The 1,887-nt window shown below is 74.8% G+C and carries 2 protein-coding genes; both read right to left on the bottom strand.

The features are described 5' to 3' along the window. A partial coding sequence (locus EF918_RS38840; protein WP_312847895.1) for a DUF6643 family protein occupies positions 1-287 on the bottom strand: 287 nt, incomplete at its 3' end. A 226-nt stretch (positions 288-513) separates the two neighbouring features. Continuing rightward, positions 514-1,710, bottom strand: coding sequence for a glycosyltransferase (locus EF918_RS35355; protein WP_125652932.1), 1,197 nt, complete (start codon positions 1,708-1,710; stop codon positions 514-516). Between the last annotated feature and the right edge of the window lie 177 nt (positions 1,711-1,887).

The raw sequence follows: 1,887 nt of genomic DNA on the forward strand, positions 1-1,887 counted from the left end.
GGCTGGGGGACCTGGGGCTGGTACGGGTAGCCGTACGCCGGACCGCTCGGCTGCGGTGCGGGCGCCGAGGGGGCCGCGGGCAGGGCGGGCAGCGCGGACGGCAGGGCCGGGAGGTAACCACCGCTCGACGGGTAGCCGCTGGAAGCGGTCTCGTAGGCGGCCGGCACGCGGATCGGGGCGATCTGCGGGGTGCCCCGCTCTGCGACCAGGGAGTCGTAGATGGGGGTGTCCGGGAAGGAGGGCGCGGAGTAGTAACCGCCGCCATAAGTGGAGCGGGGGGAGGTCATGGGTCATAAGTTAAGCCCACGACTTCACCGGGTCCATAGCGAGGCGTCGCGCGCATGCGCCTGACCTGCATATTCGCAGGTCAGAGTCCCACCATTCACTTGACGTTCACGTGCACGATTCGTCACTTCCGCCCCTGCTTGAGGTGACTCGTACTCATGTGCCACGGGGATATGTGACGCCCCCTCATATCGCCGTGACCTCGGCAGATGGAATGCTGACGGAACATCAGACGAACGGTTCCGGCGGGGCCGGGGTCTGCGCCGGACGGTCGTAGGTGCGGCCCTTCCACGCCGCGCCGCGGCCGCGGTAGTGCTGCACCGCGGAGTCGACGGTCATGAGCAGGTGGAGCAGCGCCGTCAGCGGCAGCAGCGGAGCCAGGGCGGCGGGCAGCCGGTAGTAACGCAGCATCGGCAGGTACGAACCGGACATCAGCAGCCAGGCGGCGGCGCCGGCCCAGGCCGTCGCGGGCCGGCCCGCGGCCAGGCCCGCGACCAGGGCGACGGGCGGGACCAGGTAGACCAGGGCGAGGCCCGCGACCGTACCGGCCAGCAGCAGCGGGTCGTGGCGCAGTTGGGCGTAGGCGCTGCGCGCGACCATGCGCCACAGGTCGGCCAGGGCCGGGTACGGCCGGACGCTGTCGACGCGCTCGGCGAGCCCGAGCCAGATCCGCCCGCCGGAGTCTTGTACGGCCCGGGCGAGGGCGACGTCGTCGATGACCGCGTGCCGGATCGTGTCCGGCACGCCGGCGCGGACGGCGGCCGTGGTGCGCAGCAGGACGCAGCCGCCGGCGGCCGCGGCGGTGCGGCTGCCGGGGCGGTTGATCCGGCGGAACGGGTAGAGCTGGGCGAAGAAGTAGACGAACGCCGGGACGATCAGGCGCTCCCAGAACCCCACCACGCGCAGCCGGGCCATCTGCGAGACCAGGTCCAGGTCGTGGGAGGTGGCGGCGCAGACCAGCTCGCGCAGGCTGTCCGGCTCGTGGGCGATGTCGGCGTCGGTCAGCAGCAGGAACTCGGGCCCGCCCGGGCGCGCGGCCCGGGCCCGGGCGATGCCGTGGCGCAGCGCCCACAGCTTCCCGGTCCAGCCGGGTCCGGGCTCGCCCGGGTGCACGACCGTGAGGGGGAGCCCGGGCGCGGCCGCGGCCAGCCGGCGGGCCAGCTCGGCGGTGCCGTCGGTGCTGCCGTCGTCGACGAGGTACACCTCCGCCTCGCCGGGATAGTCCTGCGCGAGCAGCGAGGGCAGGCTGCACGGCAGCACCGCGGCCTCGTCCCGGGCCGGTACGACCACGGCCACGGAGGGCCACCGGGCGGGCGACTCCCGCCGCGGCAGCCGCACATCGGTCCGCCAGAACATGCCGTGCCCGCCCACCAGCCAGACCCAGACGAGCACGGCCACCGCCGCGAGGATGCCGAGGAGCCCCATGGGGGCAGTCTGCCCAACGGGCCCGGCCCGATGCGGCGACCGGGGCCCGCCGGGGGTGCGTGTCGTTCGGCCGGGCCGACCGGGTGGGTGCCTGCCGGGGCCGAGCGGGCGGGTGTCGGTCGTGGCGACCGGGCGGGCGGTGGCCGGCCGTGGCGACGGCGGCCGTGGCCACCGGGT

Source organism: Streptomyces sp. WAC06614 (genome assembly GCF_003949795.1).
GTDB lineage: Bacteria > Actinomycetota > Actinomycetes > Streptomycetales > Streptomycetaceae > Streptomyces.